This window comes from Pseudomonas sp. O39, from assembly GCF_045447295.1.
Classification (GTDB): domain Bacteria; phylum Pseudomonadota; class Gammaproteobacteria; order Pseudomonadales; family Pseudomonadaceae; genus Aquipseudomonas; species Aquipseudomonas antarctica_A.
This window is the reverse complement of the sequence record NZ_JBJGXV010000005.1, coordinates 172568-188607: the sequence shown is the minus strand read 5'-3', so window position 1 is coordinate 188607 and position 16040 is coordinate 172568. Positions and strand designations below refer to the sequence as shown.

The 16040-nt window shown below is 60.5% G+C and carries 18 protein-coding genes and 1 tRNA gene; 5 read left to right on the top strand and 14 right to left on the bottom strand.

Translation table 11 applies throughout. The annotated features are described in order from the left end of the window. Positions 1–54: 54 nt before the first annotated feature. The 5 genes from ACI77D_RS09930 to ACI77D_RS09910 form a co-directional block, all read right to left on the bottom strand. On the bottom strand, positions 55–555 hold the full coding sequence (locus ACI77D_RS09930; protein WP_407016496.1) for a methylated-DNA--[protein]-cysteine S-methyltransferase: 501 nt from the start codon (positions 553–555) through the stop codon (positions 55–57). Positions 556–655: 100 nt separating this feature from the next. Beyond that, positions 656–988 (bottom strand): hypothetical protein, encoded by a 333-nt coding sequence (locus tag ACI77D_RS09925; protein ID WP_262667268.1) that lies wholly within the window; start codon positions 986–988, stop codon positions 656–658. A gap of 85 nt (positions 989–1073) precedes the next feature. Beyond that, on the bottom strand, positions 1074–1484 hold the full coding sequence (locus ACI77D_RS09920) for a type II toxin-antitoxin system HicB family antitoxin (protein WP_064451279.1): 411 nt from the start codon (positions 1482–1484) through the stop codon (positions 1074–1076). Between the two features lie 22 nt (positions 1485–1506). Continuing rightward, positions 1507–1689, bottom strand: a complete 183-nt coding sequence (locus ACI77D_RS09915; RefSeq protein WP_221294177.1) for a type II toxin-antitoxin system HicA family toxin — start codon at positions 1687–1689, stop codon at positions 1507–1509. 167 nt (positions 1690–1856) lie between these two features. Further along, positions 1857–2750 carry a LysR family transcriptional regulator gene (locus tag ACI77D_RS09910; RefSeq protein ID WP_221294178.1) on the bottom strand — a complete coding sequence of 298 codons (894 nt, stop codon included), beginning with the start codon at positions 2748–2750 and terminating at the stop codon, positions 1857–1859. Between the two features lie 95 nt (positions 2751–2845). On the opposite strand from ACI77D_RS09910, the gene ACI77D_RS09905 reads away from it, so the two are divergent. From ACI77D_RS09905 to ACI77D_RS09890, 4 genes are all read left to right on the top strand, one after another. Further along, the gene (locus tag ACI77D_RS09905; protein ID WP_221294179.1) at positions 2846–4009 is read left to right on the top strand and encodes an MFS transporter; all 1164 of its coding nucleotides are present in this window, start codon (positions 2846–2848) and stop codon (positions 4007–4009) included. Further along, positions 4006–5208: an MFS transporter gene (locus ACI77D_RS09900; protein ID WP_407016495.1), complete on the top strand. Its 1203-nt coding sequence runs from the start codon at positions 4006–4008 to the stop codon at positions 5206–5208. The genes ACI77D_RS09905 and ACI77D_RS09900 overlap by 4 nt, the downstream gene beginning before the upstream one ends. A gap of 189 nt (positions 5209–5397) precedes the next feature. Continuing rightward, positions 5398–5712, top strand: a complete 315-nt coding sequence (locus ACI77D_RS09895) for a hypothetical protein (RefSeq protein ID WP_221294181.1) — start codon at positions 5398–5400, stop codon at positions 5710–5712. After that, a complete protein-coding gene (locus ACI77D_RS09890; protein WP_064451284.1) occupies positions 5712–6005 on the top strand; it encodes a DNA-binding transcriptional regulator in 294 nt (97 codons plus the stop codon). The genes ACI77D_RS09895 and ACI77D_RS09890 overlap by 1 nt, the downstream gene beginning before the upstream one ends. A gap of 19 nt (positions 6006–6024) precedes the next feature. On the opposite strand, the gene ACI77D_RS09885 is transcribed toward ACI77D_RS09890, so the two are convergent. After that, the gene (locus ACI77D_RS09885) at positions 6025–6228 is read right to left on the bottom strand and encodes a hypothetical protein (protein WP_221294182.1); all 204 of its coding nucleotides are present in this window, start codon (positions 6226–6228) and stop codon (positions 6025–6027) included. Between the two features lie 432 nt (positions 6229–6660). Between ACI77D_RS09885 and ACI77D_RS09880 the strand changes: the two genes are divergently transcribed. Then, positions 6661–6900, top strand: coding sequence for a DUF6124 family protein (locus tag ACI77D_RS09880; protein WP_064451286.1), 240 nt, complete (start codon positions 6661–6663; stop codon positions 6898–6900). Positions 6901–6981: 81 nt separating this feature from the next. Here ACI77D_RS09880 and ACI77D_RS09875 read toward each other — a convergent pair whose 3' ends face one another. From ACI77D_RS09875 to uca, 8 genes are all read right to left on the bottom strand, one after another. After that, positions 6982–7287, bottom strand: a complete 306-nt coding sequence (locus ACI77D_RS09875) for a DUF6482 family protein (protein ID WP_221294183.1) — start codon at positions 7285–7287, stop codon at positions 6982–6984. A 23-nt stretch (positions 7288–7310) separates the two neighbouring features. Then, positions 7311–7835, bottom strand: coding sequence for a DUF3833 domain-containing protein (locus ACI77D_RS09870; RefSeq protein ID WP_064451288.1), 525 nt, complete (start codon positions 7833–7835; stop codon positions 7311–7313). 196 nt (positions 7836–8031) lie between these two features. Then, positions 8032–8105 (bottom strand) — tRNA-Gly (locus ACI77D_RS09865). A gap of 214 nt (positions 8106–8319) precedes the next feature. After that, entirely contained in the window at positions 8320–9204 is an 885-nt protein-coding gene (locus tag ACI77D_RS09860) for an alpha/beta fold hydrolase (protein ID WP_064451289.1), read from the bottom strand. Between the two features lie 304 nt (positions 9205–9508). Next, complete coding sequence (locus ACI77D_RS09855; RefSeq protein ID WP_407016494.1) at positions 9509–10201, bottom strand: 16S rRNA pseudouridine(516) synthase; 693 nt, start codon at positions 10199–10201, stop codon at positions 9509–9511. Continuing rightward, a complete protein-coding gene (locus ACI77D_RS09850; protein WP_064451291.1) occupies positions 10201–10413 on the bottom strand; it encodes a cysteine-rich CWC family protein in 213 nt (70 codons plus the stop codon). Before ACI77D_RS09850 ends, ACI77D_RS09855 begins: the two co-directional genes overlap by 1 nt. 63 nt (positions 10414–10476) lie before the next feature. Further along, positions 10477–12249, bottom strand: coding sequence for an allophanate hydrolase (atzF, locus tag ACI77D_RS09845; RefSeq protein ID WP_407016493.1), 1773 nt, complete (start codon positions 12247–12249; stop codon positions 10477–10479). 28 nt (positions 12250–12277) lie between these two features. Continuing rightward, positions 12278–15916: an urea carboxylase gene (gene uca, locus ACI77D_RS09840; protein ID WP_407016553.1), complete on the bottom strand. Its 3639-nt coding sequence runs from the start codon at positions 15914–15916 to the stop codon at positions 12278–12280. Between the last annotated feature and the right edge of the window lie 124 nt (positions 15917–16040).

Here is a 16040-nt window from a genome sequence, read left to right as displayed (position 1 = left end):
ATTTCTTTTTACAATTAAAGGGTGAGCAACGTTGTACGTTTTTGTCGCCCGTCACTAGAACGCCAGTTCTGCCTGGCCTGCACCTTCCAGCGCGAGCAAATACTGTTTGGCCTCCAGCCCACCGGCAAACCCGGTCAGCCCGCCTGAGGCGCCTATCACCCGATGGCAGGGCGCAATGATCGAGATGGGATTGCGCCCGTTGGCAGCGCCCACTGCACGCACGGCTTTCGGGTTACCAATCTGCTGGGCGATCTGGCTGTAGCTGCGGGTTTCGCCAAAGGGGATGGTCAGCAGCGCCTGCCAGACTTGCTTCTGGAACTCAGTGCCGGTGAAGTCCAGTTCCAGTTCGAATTGGTGGCGGGTGCCGGCGAAATACTCCTTCAATTGTTGCTCGGCTGCCAAGAGCACAGAGCTGTCGTTAGCCTCGCGCAACTCACCCAGGCGCACGCGGTTGGCGCGCTCTTTTTCCCAGAGGATGGCATTGAGTTTGCCATCGCGCGCCACCAGAGTGAGCTGGCCGACGGGGGAGGGCATGAGCTTGTATTCGTAGGGCATGAGCGGGCTCCTCGAAGGGGGGCGTTTTGAGCTACAGCACTACTGTAGTTTCAGCGGCTGGAGTGGAAACTACGATTCTTGCGATCAAATTCTCACGCACTCAAACGTTCCAATACACCCAATGTGAGTAATACGGGTACCCGTAGAGCCAGGAGATCCTATAAAGCCCCATGAGTATAGAGACCTCACCCATTGCAACCCACGACATCACATTGAGCAGTGTGACGATCCCAGCGAACACGCTAACGCGTCGGCTGGCGTGTCGCCTGGCATACCGCACGCCATAGGCCGACGCTGCAATGGCGCCCAACCCCAGGATCAATCCAAGGGGAAATGGCAGCCTTACAAATGTGACCAACAGCGGCAAAACCAGTACCCAGCCCACCACTTGGCGCAGTACGGTTTTCGGTGTGTGTTGTAGAGGTTCAAACATTGCGGTAATCCAGATCCGAGGGCTGACGAGCAGACATCTTTGCGCTTCTCGGTCGCCGCCGCAGTCAGATGATGCTGAAGGGCAACTACCCGTCCTGTTGCAATACCTTGAGCGCCGCGGATGCCAGAAACCCCGAACGGCTTTTTTCTTCCGGGTGATTCAGCACGTATTCATCAATACGATTCAACAGGTAACCCGGCAGGGTAATGTTGAGTTTCTGAGCCTTGCCCAGGTACTTGGTGACATCAATGTCCACCACGGCCCACGTGCAGCCGGCGTACTGTGGGTTTGCCGCGTGCAGGGTAACTTTTTGCGCGGTGGGGATCGGCGCGCCATCTTCCGCGAGGATTTCGAAGTGCCCTTCGATCGCTTCCCGGGCCATGGCCATGGCGTCGTCGAGGTCTTCCCCGGCTGAGTAGCAGCCAGGAATATCCGGGACTTCCACACCCCAGGCGTGATCCTCGTCGCCGGTTGAAATTGCGATGGGGTAAAGCATGTCTATTGCCCTCCAGGGACGGTTAGCTCAACAGAGCCTGTTTCAAAATGCTCTTGGCGGTTTTGTCCAACAGGTCCTTCTTTGGATGAGGAATTGTCACCAGCCCCGGTTTTGTCGGGTGTTTGAAGTGATGATGACTGCCTCGGGTGCGCACCAGGTACCAGCCGTACGCAACAATGTGACCTATCAAATATCGACTATCCACATCACCTCCTTGTGGTGTGTGTTGGTGGTGACTATAACCACTGAAGATAAATTATCAACACTCTACCTACCAACGGTCGATGACCGTTGTTTCGGTAAGCGTTGTAGGCAGTGTATGAGCGCGCAGGAATGGCGTTGGAGAGAGGTATTGCGAGGTTTTTCGAAGGGTTACCGGGTGTGTGAAGACTGCGCAAGAACCGCGAGAAACGCATCAGCCAATACGCTTTTTCTTGCCGCAGGGGTCAGCACCAGCAACTGAGCACAGGCATCTACCTCAGCCATCGGCTTATACGTAACGCCCTTATTCATCAAGCTCTGCGTGCATTCCGGCACCAATGCCACGCCTTGCCCGGCGGCCACCAGCGCAATGATCGAGGTGATCTGCCGTCCGGTCGGCCCGGCACGCAGGGGCACACCGTGGTGTCGATAAAGTTGCTCGATGGACTGGTTCAATCCCGACCCATAATCCGACGGAAACAGAATCAACGGGTACGCACTGAGCTGCGCCAAACTGACATCAGGCTGGCCGGCCAAAGGGCTGTCGCTGGATACGGCCGCCACCAAGCGTTCCTCGCCGAGCGATCGTGCTTGTACCTCTTGATTCTGCGGCAATAGGCGACTTAGCCCGATATCCAGCCGCCCGTCAGCCACTTGCGCGCCGAGGCTGCCGGACGCGCATTCCACCAAGGTCAACTGCACCTCGGGAAAGCGTTGCGCAAAGGCCTGGATCGCCTGGCTGAACAGATCCGACAAGGCGATTGAGCTGACATAACCCAGCGACAATTGCCCCGCAGTGCCCGCCGCCAGTTTGCCGGCGATGACCTGTGCCAACGCCACCTGCTCCAACACCCCGCGTGCATAGGGCAGGAACGAACGGCCCTGAGCGGTGAGGGTCACCGTGCGGCTGGTGCGATCAAACAGCTTGAACCCCAACTCCGCCTCCAGCGCTGAAATCTGCCGGGTCAGCGGCGGCTGCGCCAAGTGCAGGCGAAGTGCTGCGCGGCCGAAGTGCAATTCTTCGGCGACCGTCAGAAAGTAACGCAGCTTGCGTAGGTCGAGCATCCTGATCCCTGGGTATTGATCGGTTCGAAATCGGTATTGGTTTAAGACCCGCCGGCCATTCTATAAAGACCTCACAAAATAAAACGAGAGGTTTCATGAAACCGCGCCTGCATTGTGCCCGTCTTGCCCTGTTCCTGTGTGGCTGCGCGGCGTTTCTTAACCTCTATGCCACCCAGAGCATCCTGCAGACCTTTGCCGCGCAGTTTCATATCAGCGCCAAGGCCGCGGGTTGGAGCATCACGGTCACCACCCTGGCCGTTGCAGTCACTGCACCCTTTGTCAGCCGGCTGACCGGGCGCTTCGAGCAACGTACCGTAATCAGCGTGGCCGCGCTGTTGTTGGCGGTGCCCGCACTGATGACCGCGTATGCCGACAGCTTTGCCGAAGTACTGGTATGGCGGTGCGTGCAAGGTCTGTTGATTCCGGTTGTGTTCGCGACCAGTGTGGCCTACATCGGTGACCGTTGGCGTGGCGGCACGGTCACCGAAGTCACCAGCCTTTATGTGGCGGGTACCGTGTTGGGCGGGTTCGCCGGGCGCTTCGTCACCGGTGTGATGACTGAGTACGTAGGCTGGCGGGAAGCCTTCGAATTGTTGGCGGTACTGAGCCTGATGGTGGGCGGGTTTATCCAGTTCCTGTTACCCGCTGACCGGCCGCGAACCGAGCGATTTAAAACCTCATCCTCCGGCGTTCTCCGCAAACCTTTGTTGGCCGCCTACGGCGTAGGTTTTTGCGTGTTGTTCTCCCAAGTCGCGGCCTTTACTTACGCGGGTTTGTACCTTGGCTTGCCGCCGTTCAACCTCGGGCCTGCGGCGTTGGGCACGCTTTACATGGTGTTTTTGCTGGCCTTGATCGTGATCCCCATCGCGGGCCGCCTCAGCAAAGCCCGGCCCCACGCCGAGCTGCTGGGTATTGCCGCCGTGCTTGGCGTCAGTGGCTCGGCGCTGACCCTGGTGCCTTCGCTGGGCTGCATCGTAGTGGGCCTGGCGCTCAGTTCCACGGGCGTGTTCCTCGCCCAGGCCGCTGCCAATGCGTTCATCACCACCACCGCCGGTGACAACAAGGCTGGCGCCGTGGGGGTTTACCTCACGTGTTACTACCTGGGCGGCAGTTGCGGTGCCATCGCACCGGCATTGATCTGGGAACAGTGGGGCTGGGCCGGCTGCGTGGCACTGATTATCGGTTTTCAACTGCTGACCCTGCTGATCGCCCTGACCGGCTGGAAGCCTCATCAACCTGAGTTGAGTCAAACCCCATGAACGACGCCGTCGCCGTGCCTGCCCGCGAAACATCCATGCGCCGCCGCGCGCTGATTACCGGTTGCAGCGCCCACGCCGTACACGATGGCCTCACCGACGTCATCTATGTGCTGCTGCCGATCTGGCAGGCGCAATTCACCTTGTCCTACGCCAAAATCGGCCTGTTGCGCGGCGCCTACTCCGGGATGATGGCCGTGTTCCAACTCATGGCCAGCCGTGCCGCCAAACGTTGGGGCCGTGTACCGTTGCTGGTGGGCGGCACCGCGTTGGCAGGTATCGCTTACTTATTGGTGGGGCAAGCCACCGGGCTTGGCATGTTGTTGCTGGCGTTGCTATTGGGTGGGCTGGGAGCGAGCACCCAACACCCGCTGGCCTCTTCAATGATTACCGATGCTTATGAGGACGGTGGTGGGGTCAAGCAAGCGTTATCGCAGTACAACTTTTCCGGCGACATCGGCAAAACCCTGATCCCGGGGTTGGTTGGCTTGCTGCTCACTGTCATCAGCTGGCGCGCCAGCGCCACCCTGCTGGGGTTGCTGGGGTTGCTCGGGTTGGCTGCGGCGGGGTTGCTGTGGTGGTGGGTGCCTACTCAGGTTGGCGAATCCGCCGCCACAAAAAACGCCAGGCCGCTCAACGGAACCGGCTCGGTCATTGGCCTGCGTGCGCTGATCCTCACCGGCACCCTCGACAGTGCCGTGCGCATGGGCTTCCTCACGTTCCTGCCGTTCCTGCTGCAAGCCAAAGGTGCGAGTACGGCGGGTATTGGCCTGGCCTTGACCCTGCTGTTCATCGGCGGTGCGTTCGGCAAATTGTTCTGCGGCTACCTCGGTGCCCGCATCGGCATGATGAAAACCGTATGGCTGACGGAAACCAGCACGGCACTGCTGATCGTCGCCGCCGTGTACCTGCCGCTGAGTGGCTTGATGGTGATGTTGCCGGTGTTGGGCCTGGTGCTGAACGGCACGTCTTCGGTGCTTTACGGCGCCGTACCGGACCTGGCCGGCGCCGGCAAGCGCGAGCAGGCCTTTGCGGTGTTCTACACCGGCACGATAGGCGGCGGGGCGCTGGCGCCGGTGGTGTTTGGCGGGTTAGGCGATGCGTTGGGTGTGCCGCTGGCGGTGATGGCCCTGGCGGGGATGTTGTGGGTGACGTTGCCGTTGGCGTGGGTGGTGCAGCGGGGGATAGCCGTGGACCGTTGACTGGCTCGTTTCGGATGGAAAACTCAGTTCCGTCCTACGTAATTGCATGGGCTGCATGGTTGTAAAGTTCGCGCTTGAAAAATCCCGGCGCACTTTTCGAATGCCTATCAATCAGTGACGAGTGGCTGTTGCGTGATAGGAAACGATCCGAATAAGCTTGCTATACGCCAATGACGTATGGGCGTAGGTGTGATATTTGTCGAATCACCCGTATTTACCGAGGACCTGCCAGCGCTACTGAGTGAGGAAAGCTACGGTGAGTTCCAGGAATTTCTTGCCGAAAACCCGACTGCTGGTGATGTCATCCAAGGGACCAATGGTCTGAGAAAGATCCGCTGGGCTCTGCAGGGGAGGGGCAAGAGGGGTGGTGTCAGAGTGATCTATTACCACCTCTGCATGGCCTATCAAATTCGATTGATCCTGATCTATCGAAAGGGCATCAAAGATGATCTCTCTGCGGTGGAAAAGAGCGTGCTGAGCGAAATTAACCGAAGGTGGGAGTGATGGAGAAAAAACTGTTCAATCGTCTGGTCGAAAGCATGACCCAGATGGACGAAATCGCACGGGGTGAGCGCGCCCCATCCCGCGAATTTTTTGTTGATGCGTTGAAGGTAAAAGAGATTCGACAAGCCACAGGACTTTCACAAGCACGCTTTGCGAAGGCAATTGATGTGCCGGTGGGAACGCTTCAAAACTGGGAGCAGGGGCGACGTGAACCAGAGGGGCCGGCAAAGGCATTATTGCGTGCCTTATACAATGATCCGGATCACGTATTGGCCGCTCTGGGGCATCGATAAGTCTCTGAAAAGAATAATTTCAGGTCGATGGAAACCGGCTATTTGCGGGGTTTTGTGTTCGTTTGGCCTGAGTCAGCGTTTCGCGAGCTTGTGCGATAAATGCGATTGCTCTGAGATGCTCAGCAATATCACCGTCAGCCTGGACTTGAGCTAAATATTCGTTAATGGCTTCTTCACTGTCTAGCACGCCAGCCATGTCAAACGGTGTCAGTTTTCGCTTCATGTTAGCCACCTTGTTTAGCCAGTCGGCCGGTATGGCTAAGAATAATGATGTGCGCGAGACGTTGAGTTCAAACGTATCTGCAGGGTGTTCTGTTGCCGGAGGTTGCAACTCGTTGGGTGAGTCGGGAGTCGTTTCGTATCTTGCGGCATTGCCTACACAACGCTCAGAATCGTCTCAGTTGTGCGTCTTGGGCGAGCTCTTTAAGGTTCGTCTGCCGCTGCCCATCAGCGGTCGGGTTTAGTAGCCCGATGAAAATTTATCCGGCGTACGGCTGTCCTTATCGTCAGGCACTTTCATGCCTGTGCTTATTGGTAACTGTACGCAGGGCGTCTTCGGGCGCGCCGGTTTTCGGATGAATTTCCCCGGTCTACTAACCTGCGTACAGCTGCCACCCTTACTCTTTGAGGGGTGGTCCTTACCGAGGATCAACCGATGTGTACCGATTCCTGTAACCCCACCGCAACCCTGTTCAGCGTCCGCCCCGAAGCCAACACCGAAGCGTTGCTCGCCAACGCCTACGAAACCATTGCCGGTGCTGGTGCCATGACTAACGAGTTCGCCGACAGCCTGCCCGCCCACCATCGCTACCTGGCCCTGGCCATTCAGCAAATGATTGAATTGGGGCTGATGCTGGTGGAAGCGGCGCAGGACCGCGTGGACCGCGCCGCGTAGGTTCTTACGCGCACCGCAACAGGCTTGCCTTCCCAGGCCGCCCATACCAAGGGGGAGGGGAGCCAAAAAACGCAAGTCACCTTAAAGGGACGAGGTCAACGTAAACGGAATGCGCAACGCGCCGATCGGCCCTTCCCGTGCCCCGCACATTTCATCGTGCACGCACTGCTGCACCAGCACGCAGGGAAACGGCGGAACCCGTTGCAACAGGTCGCGCAAATGCGTGGTGGAACCGATACGCATCGGCTTGGCATCATCGTCCAGCAACGTCATCTCGACATGATCCAACCTGACGCGCGCGATGTAGAAACCACCCTCAAGCGACAGCAGTTCCAGCTCACGCACTTCGCCTTTTACCGCCAGTTCGGTCAGCATTTTCATATTCATGATTCACCCTCACTCTCGGTCGTTCATTGGCGACGGAAGAACAACGTGATCTGGCCCCATTCGACGCCGAATTTGGTCATGCTGGAACGGTTGATCAAAGTGTCCTCGTCCATCAAGTACATCCAGTCATCCAAGCTGACTTCGTACACCGAACCGTCCACCGGCAGGTTGAGCCGGTAGCGCCAACGCAGTGCGTTACCCGCCACTTCGCCGATCGCCTCGCCGACTACATCACCGGCGCGCCCGCGCCAGCGGCCAGGGCCATCGGGTGTCAACGTCCACACTCGCTGCTGGCGCGTGCCATCGCTGTACAGGAACCGCTCGTCAAGAATTAGAGCGTTGCCCTCGCGCCGGCTGGTGATATTCACTTCAAAGCGCTTGGCCACTTCCCCCGAGCGCTTCTGGAAAATCCCCCACGCCTTGACGGGTTTGCTGAAGAAGCGTTGCAGATCCAACTGCGGCTGCTGGTCGGCGTAGTGGTCGACCCCTACGCTGCCGCAACTGGTTAGACTCAACACCAGTAACAATGAAACCAGTAGACGTGTCATTGCCCGGCTCCGGGATCGTACGTGGCGAAGTGCCAACGCTCAGACTTGATACTTGTACAAAAATATTGATTTGTACAGGTTTGACCGGACGAATGACCGATGCCTCAAATCGCGCCCATAAAAAAACCGGTCACCAGGGACCGGTTTTTTACGCATCCCTCGTCAGAACTATCCTGACGTGAGTGCACTATTTGAGTGGAGCGGGTAGAGGGAATCGAACCCTCAACTAAAGCTTGGGAAGCTTTCGTTTTGCCACTAAACTATACCCGCTCAGAGCGGCTGACTTTGTACCAGATGTTCGCCGGGATTTGAAGTTTTTCTTCGAAAAATGTGTGGGTTGCGTTCATCCAGCCAGTCGACGAACGGACCTCATGCTCGCGCAAGCTTGCGTGGGAGCGGGCTTGCCTGCGATGGCGTCACCTGAGTGCAACCGATACACCGAGGCGCTTGCATCGCGGGCAAGCCCGGCTCCCACAAAAGCGGTTCAGATCGCAAAGGCATGCTGCGTCTGCCCTGGGTGATAGCGCAATCGGCTAACCTGCCGCTCCGGTTTCAAAAAGCCCACCACGGCCTCTCGGCTATCCCGGCATGCCGCTTTGTGTTCCATGTCCAGAAAATGCCCGGTCGCCTGGATGGTGCTGAAGCTGCTGTTGGCCACATGCTGGCCAAACAACTTGGCGTCGTGGGCGCTGGTGTATTCGTCCCATTCGCCATTCAAAAACAGCACTGGAATGTCGATCTGCCGGGCCGCCTTGAGGTAGCACAGCCGATCGCTGTTGAGTACGTGGCTGATGTGGAAGTGCATCTGCCCATATTCGTGCTCGGCCAGGCTACTGACGTGTTTGTAGTTGAAGCGTTTGAACAGCGACGGCAGGTGTTTGCCGATGGTGCTGTTGACCAGGTGGCCGACGCGGTCGCGGTCGAGGTTGCCGAGGTAGTCGACGCCACGTTCAAGGTAGTCGCGCATGGGCGCGTTGATCACTGGTGAGAACGAGCTGATCACCGCCTTTTCCACGCGCCGCGGCCGGTGGGCGAGGGCAACCAGGGTGGCCGCGCCGCCCCAGGAAAACGACAGCACGTGTTCAGCGGCGAAGTGGTCGATGAGTTCCAGCAGCAGCTGGCCTTCGATTTCCTTCGTCAGCATCTTCTCATGGCGATTATGGATTTTGGAGCGGCCGGCGTAGGGCTGGTCGTACAAAACCACGTTGAATTGCGGGTACAGGCTTTTCACGGTTTGGGCGAAGGACGCCGTGGTGGCCATGGAGCCGTTGACCAGGATAATGGTCTTGGCAGCTGCGTCCGCGCGATAGAACTCCGTGTAAACCCGATACTGACCCTGTATATCCAGCACAGCGATTTCTGGCCTCATGTCGTAAGACTCCTGGCAAGCGGGTAGTGCGCGCAGATCACTCTGCACGAGCTTTGTGACAGGTAGGCATACGCCTGGAAGAGGAGGGCCCATGTCGGTCCGATGGCGGCTGGCCGAGAGGTGTTGTTATGGCGGGCTGTTTGCCTGGGAAGCCCGTAGATCAAGCGCGGGCGGGGCAAGGTGTTTCTTGGAGGTTATAGGCGACTCGCCAGTCATAATTTGGCTGACGTCTTGATTCAAGCAGCACAGCCGCCACCTCGCAAGGCAATAGGCTGGTTTTTTGCCATCACCGGCCGAACGGTCGTCAGACTTGGGCGATTTCGTCGTCACTCAGCGCCCGATATTCACCCGCTGCAAGGGATGCATCCAGCTCCAAAGGCCCCATTCGCTCACGGTGCAAGCCGATCACCTTGTTATCAAAATGCCCGAACATACGCTTCACCTGATGATAGCGGCCTTCGATGATGCTCAGCCGCGCTGTCCTTGGCCCTAGCAGTTCCAGCTCGGCGGGTTGGGTGGTGAGGTCTTCAAACGCGAAATACAGACCCGCAGCAAATGTCACCGCGTACTCCGGGCCGATGGCCTGCTCGGTTTGTACGAGGTAAACCTTGGGCAATTTGGTCTGCGGCTGGGTCAGGCGCCGTGACCACTGGCCGTCGTTGGTGATCAGCATCAGCCCGGTGGTGTTGAAATCCAGGCGGCCGGCAATATGCAGTTCGCCCTTGTCGGGTTCATCCAGCAAGTCGAGGACCGTGGCGTGTTGCGGGTCCGAGGTGGCGCTGACGCAGCCTTGAGGTTTGTGCAGCATGAAATAACGTGCCGGTTTGCCGGCCTGCACAACCTCATCGTCAACGCACACGCGGCTGAATTCGCGCACGTCATGGTGCCGATCGCTGACGGCCACACCATCGACCGTCACCCGTCGCTCAACCAGCAGCAAGCGCACTTGCTGGCGATTGAAACGCGGCAAATTGCTGAGGAAACGATCAACGCGCATTACGCTGAACCCGCCTCACGCAGTTGCGCCTCCACCTGCGCGCAACGCGGGCACAGGCAAGCGGTGTTGCGCAGTTCATCGGGCAGGGCTTCGAGTACCGCCGGGTCAATGGCGACGCTGTAGCACCAGCAGGCCTGGTCGGCGGTGCGCGGGTCGGCCAGGGCGCAGTCGTTGCGGGCACCACAGGCGGGGCAGAGGTTTGGCGTGGTCATCGGTCGGTTCAGGCTGTATCGGGCAGGGCTATGCAGTTCCCCGCACGATACAGCGCCGCCGCGCTATTGCAAGCTGTGCAGGTAGCCACGCCAGCCGCCGAAGTGGCTGATATCCAGGGCACCCGTCAAACCGTAGGGCTCGCAGATGAACCCACTTTCCCAGCGCCCGTCCGCCAGTTGCACCTTGCCGATGCCCAAGGGCGCAGGGATGCCGGTCAGGAAAGACCCGAGTTCGCCGCTCGGCAGCTCCCACACTTCCACCTCGATGGCCACGCCGCCCTCGCTCACCCGCAGCATGCCGGGGCGATAAGGTGGCCCGCCGGCCAGGGCGAACAATTGATAGTCCGCTGAGCTGTGGGTGCGCTCCAGCAAGCGGGCGCCCCGGCGTAATAATTGCGGGTTAAGCGCCAGCCCTTGCAGGTGCGCGCCGCACACCACCAGCCGCGTGACGTCGTGGCTGGCGCTGTTTGACGGTGCGCCCAGTGACGCATCCTGCTGGCGTTGCAACGCATCCGCTACACCCAGCAGGTATTGATCGGTAAACGCCCGACCAAACAGCGTCACGCCCCAGGGCAAACCGTTTTCCATCAAGCCGCTGGGTACGGCGACGGCCGCGTAGTCGAGCAAGTTCATGAAGTTGGTGTAGTAGCCCAGTTCGGCATTGCGCAGCACTGGTTCGGCACGCAGTTCTTCCAGCGTGACCGGGCGACCGATGGTCGGCGTCAGCACGCAATCGAGTGCTTTCAGCAAGAGGTCACATTGCGCTTTCAAGCTTTGCAGACGGTACTGAGCGCGGAAGGTGTCGACGCCGCTCACCGCTGGCGCCTTGGCCAACACGGCACGAATCACCGGCAACACCGCTTCTGGATCACGCGCCATCAATTCACCCGCGACGCTGTAGCGCTCGGCCACCCACGGCCCTTCGTAGAGCAGGCGTGCGGCTTCGAGGAAGGGCGACAGGTCCAGCGTGACGGGCTCGCCGCCGAGGGCAATCAAGCGCGCAATGGCCTGCTGGAACAGCTGTGGGCCTTGCTCGCAGCCGAAGAATTCCAGGTCCTGCTCGCGGGGTACGCCAAAGCGAAACGGCTTCGGCGTTCCGAACGCCGAGGCATCATTCCAGGCCGGGTTCTGGCGGCTGTAAGCGTCCAGCGGGTCCAGCCTGGCGGTCAACGCCAGCAACTGGCTGGCTTCGCGCGCGGTGCGGGTAAAGGTGGTGACGCAATCCAGCGTACGGCACGCCGGTACCACGCCCGCCGTGGAAATCAGCCCTTTACTCGCCTTGAGCCCCACCAGGTTATTCAGCGCCGCAGGCACCCGCCCGGAACCGGCGGTGTCGGTGCCCAGGGCAAAACTCGCCACGCCCAGGGCGACGGCCAGCGACGACCCCGCGCTGGAGCCGCCCGATGGATACTCCGGCAACACACTGTTGGGGCAGGCGCCATAGGGCGAGCGGCTGCCATTGAGCCCGGTGGCGAATTGATCCAGGTTGGTCTTGCCCAGCGGCACCGCGCCCAGGGCGATCAGTTGCTCGACAATCGTCGCGCTGCGCGTCGGCACATAGGCAAAGGCCGGGCACGCCGCTGTGGTGGGAATGCCCGCCAGGTCGATGTTGTCCTTGATCGCAAACGGCACGCCGAACAGCGGCAATTCGGACGGTTCGCGAGCGTCCAGTGCCGCCAGGTACGGCTCCAGTTCCGCCACGCTGAGCAGGTGGATAAACAGGTGATAGTCGGGGTTCAACTGCGCAGCTTTTTCGCGCAATTGCAGCACCAGATCGCGGGGTGTGGTGTCGCCGCTGAGGTAGGCACTGCGCAGGTTGTCCAGTTGCAGATTCATGGCTTGTCCGCCTGTCGAAAAAGAAAAGTCAGTCACGTTCCAGCACCACCACCCGTTGCCCGGCGCTGATGCCGCTGCCGGGTTGCACCGGAATCTCGCGCACGGTACCGGCGAAGGGTGCCACTACCGGGATTTCCATCTTCATGGACTCAAGAACCACCAGCACATCGCCGGCCGACACTTGATCACCCGTCGCCACCTGGACTTGCCAGAGGTTGCCGGCGAGAGGGCTGTCGACGCTGACTTCGTTGGCCTGTAGAGGCGCGTCTGCGCCGATTGGCGCGGCCAGTTCTTCACTGTCGTAATGCGCCTGGCCGCTGGCGATCCAGCGTTCGCGCTCGGCATTAAAAGCGTGCTGCTGGTGCGCGCGAAATGCGTCGATACTTGAGGCCTCCCGCGCGAGAAAATCCTGGTAATCCGCCAGGTTCAACTGGCTGTGCTCGATGCCCAGCTCAAAGCGCCCCAGAGGGAAATCGCGACGAATTTGCACTAACTCATCGCTGCTCACCGGGTAGAACCGTATCTGGTCAAAGAACCGCAACAACCACGGCTTGCCGTCAAACGCTGCAACTTCCCGGTAGCGGTTCCACATCTGCAACGTGCGCCCGACAAACTGATAGCCGCCCGGGCCCTCCATGCCATACACGCACAGGTAAGCGCCGCCGATGCCCACCGAGTTTTCGGCGGTCCAGGTGCGGGCCGGGTTGTATTTGGTGGTCACCAGGCGGTGGCGCGGGTCCAGCGGGGTCGCCACCGGCGCGCCGAGGTAGACGTCGCCCAGCCCCATCACCAGGTAGCTGGCGTCGAACACGGTGTGGCGTACTTCATCGAGGTTGGCCAGGTCGTTGATGCGCCGGATGAACTCCAGGTTGCTCGGGCACCACGGCGCGTCCTTGCGCACGGTGGTCATGTATTTTTCGATCGCCAGCTGGCACGCCGGGTCGTCCCACGACAGTGGCAAATGCACGATGCGCGAGGGCACTTGCAGGTTCGGCGTGGCGCACACGGCGGCCCAGTGCGTGGTGATCAGCGGCAGCAGGTCGGCCAGTGGCAGTTGTTCGGGCTGGTAGTGGATTTGCAGGGAGCGGATGCCCGGCGTCAGGTCGATCACGCCGTGCAGGGAGCGGGCTGCAAGCGCCTGCATCAGGGCGTGGGCGCGAAAGCGCAGTACCAGGTCGAGTTCGGCGGCGCCAATTTCCAGCAGCAGGTGGGTGTCGCCGGCGAGGCGCGCGACGAGGCGGGTGTCGGCTTGGCCGATGTCCAGCACCACAGGCGACTCGAGGTTAAGTGGAGGGTGGCCAGTGTGGGCGCCGGGCTTGCCCGCGATGGCATCACTGGGGTCTGCTTGAAGTACCGAGTGGCTGCTATCGCAGGCAAGCCCGCTCCCACATTGATCCCATTTCAAGGCGAGATCACGGGCGGTCTGAATGTTCACCGGCTCGAAGCGCAGCTTGTCACCAGCCTTGAGCTGCCCCAGCTGCCAGAGGTCCGCCTCGATCACCGTCACCGGGCACACAAACCCGCCCAGGCTTGGCCCATCCGGCCCGAGGATCACCGGCATGTCGCCAGTAAAATCCACTGCCCCTATCGCGTAGGGATTGTCATGGATGTTCGACGGGTGCAGCCCCGCTTCGCCGCCGTCCGTGCGCGCCCAAACAGGCTTCGGCCCGATCAGCCGCACGCCGGTGCGGCTGGAGTTGAAATGCACTTCCCATTGGGTGGCGAAGAAGGTGTCGATGTACTCGGGCTTGAAGTATTCCGGCGCACCGTGCGGGCCATAAATCACTCGCAGCGTGCGTGTTTGCGCCAAGGGTTCGGCGACCAGGCGTTGCCCCGCGCTTGTGTCCTGCAATGGCAACACGTGCAGCACATCACCCGCGCGCAAAGCCCGCCCGCCATGCCCGCCGAACTGGCCAAGGGTGAAGGTGCTTTTGCTGCCCAGGTAGTCCGGCACTTGCAGCCCGCCACGCACGCACAGGTAACTGCGCGCGCCTGGTCCTGCGAGGCTGCCAAGGCTTAAGACCGCACCGGGCTCAATCAACAGCGCGGTATTCATCGGCACCGCTTGCTCGTTCAGCAACAGTGGAATATCGGCGCCCGTCACTGCCACAACGGCAGCACAATTGAAGCGCACCGTCGGCCCGCTCATGGTGATTTCCAACGCGGCGGCGCCGTCGCTATTGCCCAACAGGCGATTACCCAAGCGCAGCGCACGGCTGTCCATCGGCCCGGACGGCGGCACGCCGACGGCCCAGTACCCGAGGCGCCCCGGGTAGTCCTGCACACTGGTTTGCGTGCCGGCGCTGAGCACCTCAAAGGTGTCGGCGCTGTAGACCAGGCCTTCCAGGCAGCGCGTCCATGGCCGACCGCTGGCGAAGGGCGTGGCCAGCAAAATCTGGCGCAGGTAGTCGCGGTTGGTTTCCACGCCGTAGAGCTGGCTGTCGCTCAAGGCCTGATGCAAATCCAGGCGCGCCTGTTCGCGGGTCGGCGCCCATGTAATGAGCTTGGCGATCATCGGATCGAAGTACGCTGGAATCTCGCAACCGGCTTCTACCCAGGTATCGATCCGCAACCCCTCGGTAGCCGGGAAGTCCACGCGGGTCAACAGGCCAGGGCTCGGCTGGAAATCCTTGCCCGGGTCTTCCGCATACAGTCGCGCTTGAATGGCATGGCCACGGGGGTGCAGCGCAAGCCCACTCAATGGCGGTAATTCACCCGCCGCCAGTTGCACCATCCAGCGCACCAGGTCTACGCCCCACACTTGCTCGGTGACGCCGTGTTCCACCTGCAGGCGCGTGTTCACTTCTAGGAAATAGAAGTGGCCATCGGCGCTGTCAAAGATAAATTCCACGGTGCCAGCGCTGCGGTAGTTCACGGCTTTGGCCAGGGTGATAGCGGCCGAGCACAAGGCCTCAGCCATGCCTTCGGGCAGGTTCGGTGCGGGGGTTTCTTCGAGGACTTTCTGGTTGCGCCGTTGCACGGAGCAGTCGCGCACGCCGAGGGCGATCACCTCTCCAGTGCCGTCGCCGAACACCTGCACTTCCAGATGGCGAGCGTGCTCGATGTACTTCTCGATGAACACACCGGCGTCGCTGAAATTGTTCTGCCCCAGGCGTTTGACTGCCTCGAAGGCGTCGCTCAACTCGGCTGCGCTGCGGCATACGCGCATGCCAATGCCACCACCGCCGGCGGTGCTTTTGAGCATGACTGGATAGCCCACCGTGTCGGCCGCTGACAGTGCTGCATCAAGGCTGTCCAGCAGCTCGGTGCCTTCCAGCAACGGGATCTGGTGTTGCTTGGCCAAGGCCCGCGCGGTGTGCTTGAGACCGAATACGCGCAGTTGTTCAGACGTCGGCCCGACAAACGCGATACCCGCGTTTTCGCAGGCTTCGGCGAAGGCGGCGTTTTCCGAGAGGAAGCCGTAGCCGGGATGAATCGCCCTGGCCCCACAGGCCTTGGCGGTGGCGAGGATTTTTTCCACCGCCAGGTAGGTACTGGCCGCCGCGCCTTCACCGAGGCTATAGGCTTCGTCGGCCTGCTGGATATGCAGGCTGGCCGCATCGGCTTCGGCGTACACGGCGACGCCTTTGACGTGCAGCTCACGCAAGGTGCGCAGGATGCGGCAGGCGATGGCGCCACGGTTGGCGATCAAGAGTTTTTCGAACATGGCAAAACCCTGCGGGCCGTCCCGCCAATTGGGGTACGCGCCAGGGTCGTCCATGGCGCAAATCTCGGGTGGTGAAAGCGGTCAACTGTGGGAGCGGGCTTGCCCGCGATGGCGGTGTGTCTGT